The 6,000-nt window shown below is 63.5% G+C and carries 6 protein-coding genes; all 6 read left to right on the plus strand.

Translation table 11 applies throughout. The features are described 5' to 3' along the window. Window positions 1–179 precede the first annotated feature (179 nt). Window positions 180–1,526, plus strand: a complete 1,347-nt coding sequence (locus tag G9Q80_RS05075) for a substrate-binding protein (protein WP_043146429.1) — start codon at window positions 180–182, stop codon at window positions 1,524–1,526. 128 nt (window positions 1,527–1,654) lie between these two features. Beyond that, complete coding sequence (locus tag G9Q80_RS05080; RefSeq protein ID WP_088716672.1) at window positions 1,655–2,662, plus strand: branched-chain amino acid ABC transporter permease; 1,008 nt, start codon at window positions 1,655–1,657, stop codon at window positions 2,660–2,662. 4 nt (window positions 2,663–2,666) lie between these two features. Next, window positions 2,667–3,866, plus strand: a complete 1,200-nt coding sequence (locus tag G9Q80_RS05085) for a branched-chain amino acid ABC transporter permease (protein ID WP_088716673.1) — start codon at window positions 2,667–2,669, stop codon at window positions 3,864–3,866. Window positions 3,867–3,878: 12 nt separating this feature from the next. Next, window positions 3,879–4,634 carry an ABC transporter ATP-binding protein gene (locus G9Q80_RS05090; RefSeq protein ID WP_043146433.1) on the plus strand — a complete coding sequence of 252 codons (756 nt, stop codon included), beginning with the start codon at window positions 3,879–3,881 and terminating at the stop codon, window positions 4,632–4,634. Window positions 4,635–4,716: 82 nt separating this feature from the next. Beyond that, window positions 4,717–5,472: an ABC transporter ATP-binding protein gene (locus G9Q80_RS05095; RefSeq protein ID WP_043146435.1), complete on the plus strand. Its 756-nt coding sequence runs from the start codon at window positions 4,717–4,719 to the stop codon at window positions 5,470–5,472. Between the two features lie 113 nt (window positions 5,473–5,585). Next, a partial coding sequence (locus G9Q80_RS05100; protein ID WP_168246430.1) for an acetyl-coenzyme A synthetase N-terminal domain-containing protein occupies window positions 5,586–6,000 on the plus strand: 415 nt, incomplete at its 3' end.

The raw sequence follows: 6,000 nt of genomic DNA on the forward strand, positions 1-6,000 counted from the left end.
AAACACCTTTACAGAATACCGCTGTCTACTTTTCAGACGTTGACAAAAAAAGTGTTACTCGTAAAGCGCTTGTTGCGCAATTTTCCATCCCCCTGCCATACTGCATTTGCACAGATGTGCGAACGCCCCCGAAGACTGAGGAGAATTCCGGGGCGGCTTTTTCGAAACGGGAGGATTTCATGTCCAAACTCAACGTGACGCGCCGTGGCGTGATCAAGACTGGTGCCGTGGCCGGTGCCGGCCTGGCACTGCCCACCTACCTGTCGGCGGCCAGCCATTCGGGCTATACCAACGCACCCACCGGCAGCACCGTGACCCTGGGCTTCAACGTTCCGCAAACCGGCCCCTACGCGGATGAGGGCGCTGACGAGCTGCGCGCCTACGAACTGGCGGTCGAACACCTGAACGGCGGCGGCGACGGCGGCATGCTGTCGACCTTCTCGTCCAAGGCCCTGGACGGCACGGGCATCCTGGGCAAGAAGGTGGAATACGTCACCGGCGACACCCAGACCAAATCGGACGCCGCGCGCGCATCGGCCAAGTCGATGATCGAAAAAGACGGCGCCATCATGATCACCGGCGGCTCCTCCTCGGGCGTGGCGATCGCGGTCCAGGGTCTCTGCCAGGAAGCCGGCGTCATCTTCATGGCCGGCCTGACCCACTCGAACGACACCACCGGCAAGGACAAGAAGGCCAACGGTTTCCGTCACTTCTTCAACGGTTACATGTCGGGTGCCGCGCTGGCGCCGGTGCTGGCCAAGATGTACGGCAACGACCGCAAGGCCTATCACCTGACCGCCGACTACACCTGGGGCTGGACCCAGCAGGAATCCATCGCCGCCGCCACCGAGGCACTGGGCTGGGAAACCGTCAACAACGTGCTGACGCCGCTGGCCGCCACCGACTTCTCGTCCTACATCGCGCCGGTCCTGAACTCGGGCGCCGACGTGCTGGTCCTGAACCACTACGGCGGGAACATGGTCAACTCGCTGACCAACGCGGTCCAGTTCGGCCTGCGTGAAAAGGTCGTCAACGGCAAGGACTTCGAGATCGTCGTGCCGCTGTACTCGCGCCTGATGGCCAAGGGTGCAGGCGCCAACGTCAAGGGCATCTTCGGCTCGACCAACTGGCACTGGTCGCTGCAGGACGAGGGTTCCAAGGCATTCGTCAAGTCCTTCGGCACCAAGTACGGCTTCCCGCCGAGCCAGGCCGCGCACACCTGCTATGTCCAGACCCTGCTGTACGCGGACGCGGCACAGCGCGCCGGATCGTTCAACCCCTGCGCCATCGCCGAAGCCCTGGAAGGCTACGAGTTCGACGGCCTGGGCAACGGCCCGACCCTATACCGCGCCGAAGACCACCAGTGCTTCAAGGACGTGCTGGTCGTGAAGGGGAAAGACAACCCGACCTCGGAATTCGACCTTCTGGAGATCGTCGAAGTCACGCCGCGCGCGCAGGTCGAATACGCACCCGATCACCCGATGTTCGCAGGCGGCTCGCTGGGCTCCTGCAACCCGGGCGCGTAATCACGCCGGGCCCTCGCGGGGCCGCGTGACGGGCAGGGCCATGTGCCCTGCCCACCCAGCACACTCCCCCTCGGCCCGCTGACACGGGTCCTCTCTTTTTCCGCACTCCGACCGCAAAGGGTGGGACAATGGACGCCATCTTCCTCCAAGTTCTCAACGGGCTCGACAAGGGCTCGGCCTATGCGCTGATCGCGCTGGGACTGACACTCATCTTCGGCACGCTGGGCGTGGTCAACTTTGCGCATGGCGCATTGTTCATGATCGGCGCCTTCTGCTCGGTGACACTGCAACGTATCCTGAACCTGTCGTTCGAAACCGTCGATCCATCCCGGACCGACTTCCTGGGCAACCCGCTCAAGGTCAAGACACCCTATGTCGAAAGCTGGTTCGGGCCCGAAATGGGATCGACCATCATCGACTGGTCCGTGCCATTGGCCATCCTCTTTGCCATTCCGATCATGATCCTCATCGGCTTCGTCATGGAACGCGGCCTGATCAAGCATTTCTACAAGCGCCCGCATGCCGACCAGATCCTGGTGACCTTCGGCCTGGCCATCGTGCTGCAGGAAGTCATCAAGTACTTCTACGGCGCAAACCCGATCCAGACCCCCGCCCCCGAGGCGCTGACCGGCGTGGCTCAGCTGACCTCGACCATCGTCTACCCGATCTGGCGGATCGTCTATTTCTGCTTTGCCGTCGGGATCATCGGCGCGGTCTTTGCCTTCCTGCAGTTCACCACCTTCGGGATGGTGGTCCGCGCCGGCATGGCCGACCGCGAAACCGTGGGCCTGCTGGGCATCGACATCGACAAGCGGTTCACGCTGATGTTCGGCCTCGCCGCCGCGGTCGCGGGCCTGGCGGGCGTGATGTACGGGCCGATCAACGCGCCCAACTATCACATGGGGATGGATTTCCTCGTGCTCAGCTTCGTCGTGGTCGTCGTGGGTGGCATGGGTTCGCTTCCGGGCGCCGTCGCCGCCGGGTTCCTGTTGGGCATCCTGGAAAGCTTTGCCTCGATGAAAGAGGTCATCACTCTCGTGCCCGGCATCAACCAGATCATCATCTACCTTGTCGCCATTGTCATCCTTCTGACCCGTCCGCGCGGTCTGATGGGTCGCAAGGGCGTGATGGAGTAAGCCCATGTTCGGACTGGACAAGAAAGACAGCACCCTGCTGCTCATCGTGGCGCTGCTCACAATGCTCGCGCCCTTCATCCTCAACCCCTTCCCGACCGAAAGCGGGCTGGCACAGTTCAACGCCGGTTACCCGGACCTGATGCAGCGCTTCGTGATCTTCGGGATCTTCGCCATCGGCTTCAACATCCTCTTCGGCCTGACCGGCTACCTGTCGTTCGGTCACGCCGCCTTCCTGGGGGTGGGCAGCTATTCTGCGGTCTGGATGTTCAAGCTGCTCAGCATGAACATCGTCCCGGCGATCCTGCTGTCGGTCATCATCGCGGGCCTCTTCGCGCTGGTCATCGGCTTTGTCAGCCTGCGCCGGACCGGGATCTACTTCTCGATCCTCACCCTGGCCTTCGCGCAGATGTCCTTTGCGCTGGCCTACTCGGTGCTGACGCCGCTGACCAACGGGGAAACCGGCCTGCAGCTGACGCTTGACGATCCGCGCATCCTGGGCGCCTCGGCCACCGCCGACGGTTCGATCCCGGTGACCAACCTCTTTGGCCTGGAAATGCGCGCCGCCACCGACATGGTCGTCGGTCCGTGGAGCTTTACCTTCTCGGTCGGCTACTACGTCTGCGCGGTGGTCATGCTGATCTCCTTCTACCTGGCGATCCGCATCTTCCGTTCACCCTTCGGCATGATGCTGCGCGCGATCAAGTCGAACCAGCAGCGCCTGAACTACACCGGCCTGAACCCCAAGCCCTACACGCTGGCGGCCTTCGTGATCTCCGGCATGTATGCCGGTCTGGCCGGGGGCCTGATGGCGGCGATGGACCCGCTGGCAGGCGCCGAGCGCATGCAGTGGACAGCCTCGGGCGAGGTCGTGCTGATGACCATCCTGGGCGGCGCGGGCACGCTGATCGGCCCGGTGCTGGGCGCCGGTGCGATCAAGTACATGGAAAACATCTTTTCCAAGATCAACGACAACGTGCTGCACGGCTGGTTCGCCTTCCTGCCGGACGGGATCGAGGACTTCGTCGTCTTCGTCATCCATCCCTTCGTCGGCAAGGGCTGGCACCTGACGCTGGGCATCATCTTCATGCTTGTCGTGACCTTCCTGCCCGGCGGCCTTGTCGAAGGTGGCCAGCGCATCGCCCGCTTCTTCAACCGCAAGAAGGCCGACGATCCCAAGTCGGCCAGCACAGAGCCCGCGGAATAAGGAGACAGACAGATGGGTATTCTTGAAGTCAAGGACGTGGGCAAGCGCTTCGGCGGTCTCAAGGCCCTCTCGGACGTGAACCTCAGCGTGGCGGAAAACACCTGCCACGCGATCATCGGACCGAACGGCGCGGGCAAGTCCACCCTGCTCAATTGCCTGGTGGGCAAGCTGATCCCCGACACCGGGTCGGTCATGTTCCAGGGCCAGTCGGTGCTGGGCCGGAGCCCGCACGAGATCAACCAGATGGGGATTTCCCGCGTCTTCCAGACGCCCGAGATCTTCGGTGACCTGACCGTGTTCGAGAACATGATGATCCCGCTTTTCGCCAAGCGGGACGGGGCCTATCGCCTGCATGCCATCGAGTCGGTGATGAACGAGAAATCGCTCATCGAAGAGGCCGAGAAGATGTTGGAAGAGGTGAACATGCTGGACAAGCGCCACATGCATTCCGCCTCGATGTCGCGTGGCGACAAGCGCCGGCTGGAAATGGCCATGTGCCTGGTCCAGTCTCCCAAGCTGCTGTTGCTGGACGAACCCACAGCGGGCATGGCGCGCGCCGACACCAACAACACCATCGACCTGCTCAAGCAGATCAAGGAAGAGCGCGACATCACCATCGCCATCATCGAGCACGACATGCACGTGGTCTTCTCCCTCGCCGACCGGATCACGGTTCTGGCGCAGGGCACGCCGCTGGTCGAGGATGCGCCCGAAAACATCAAGGGCCATCCCAAGGTGCAGGAAGCCTACCTGGGCGAAGCGCACTGAGCCGTCACACCGCGCCCCGGCCTCGCGCCGGGGCCTCCACCCACGAGGTCCCGGGTCAGGCCCGGGACGGGAGAAGCCAAAGATGAACGTCCGCCCCGACTTTTCCAAGAACGCCAACCAGGCCGAAACCGCCCCCGCCTTCCTCTCCGTCTGGGACATGCATTCCTACTACGGCGAGAGCTACATCGTGCAGGGCATCAGCTTCAACGTGCACGAGGGCGAGATCCTGGCCCTGCTGGGCCGCAACGGCGCCGGCAAGACCACGACGCTGCGCTCCATCGCGCGGCTGGATGACCCCCAGGTGAACCACGGCGAAATCTGGCTGGATCACCAACCCCTGCACACGATGAAGTCCCACCAGGCGGCCATCGCGGGCCTCGGTCTCGTGCCCGAGGACCGGCGCATCATTCCCGGCCTGACCGTCGAGGAGAACCTGCAGCTGGCCCAGATCGCGCCGCCCATCGGCTGGTCTCTGGAACGGCTCTACGACCTGTTCCCGCGCCTCGGCGAGCGCCGCAAGCAGGAGGGCACCACCCTCTCGGGCGGCGAACAGCAGATGCTGGCCATCGCCCGGGCACTGGCGCGCGACATCAAGGTGCTGCTGCTCGACGAACCCTACGAGGGGCTGGCCCCGGTCATCGTCGACGAGATCGAAAAGACCCTGCGCCACATCAAGGAACAGGGCATGACCACGATCATCGTCGAACAGAACGCCGTGCGTGCGCTCCAACTGGCCGACCGGGCGGTGATCCTCGACACCGGTTCCATCGTCTTCGATGGCAGCGCCGCCGAGGTGCTGGAGAACGAAAGCCTGCGCGCGGAATACCTGGCGATCTGACCTGGCGCGCTGCGCGGCAAACCCCGCCGCGGCCATACAGGACTTAGGAACCACTTGATTTCGGGGGCGGGGAGGTTTTCCCTGCCCCCGAACAATTTCTGGAGGAGAGCCAAATGAGCACCACCTACCCCCCGTCCGCCGACATGGTGAAACACGCCCACGTCGACCTTTCGCGGTATGATCAGATGTACGCGGCCTCGGTCAGCGATCCGGCGGCCTTCTGGGCGGAGCAGGCGCAGCGGCTGGACTGGATGAAGCAGCCGAGCGAGATCAAGAACACCGATTTCACCCTCGGCCAGGTCAAGATCGAGTGGTTCCGCGACGGCACGCTCAACGTCGCCGCCAATTGCATCGACCGGCACCTGGACAAGCGCGCCAACCAGACCGCCATCATCTTCGAACCCGACGATCCCAACGAACCGGCGCAGAGCATCTCCTATGCCGACCTGCACCGCCGCACCTGCCGCATGGCCAACGTCCTGGAATCCCTGGGCGTGCGCAAGGGCGACCGCGTCATCATCTACCTCC

The organism is Mameliella sp. LZ-28, assembly GCF_012274245.1.
Lineage (GTDB): Bacteria > Pseudomonadota > Alphaproteobacteria > Rhodobacterales > Rhodobacteraceae > Antarctobacter > Antarctobacter albus.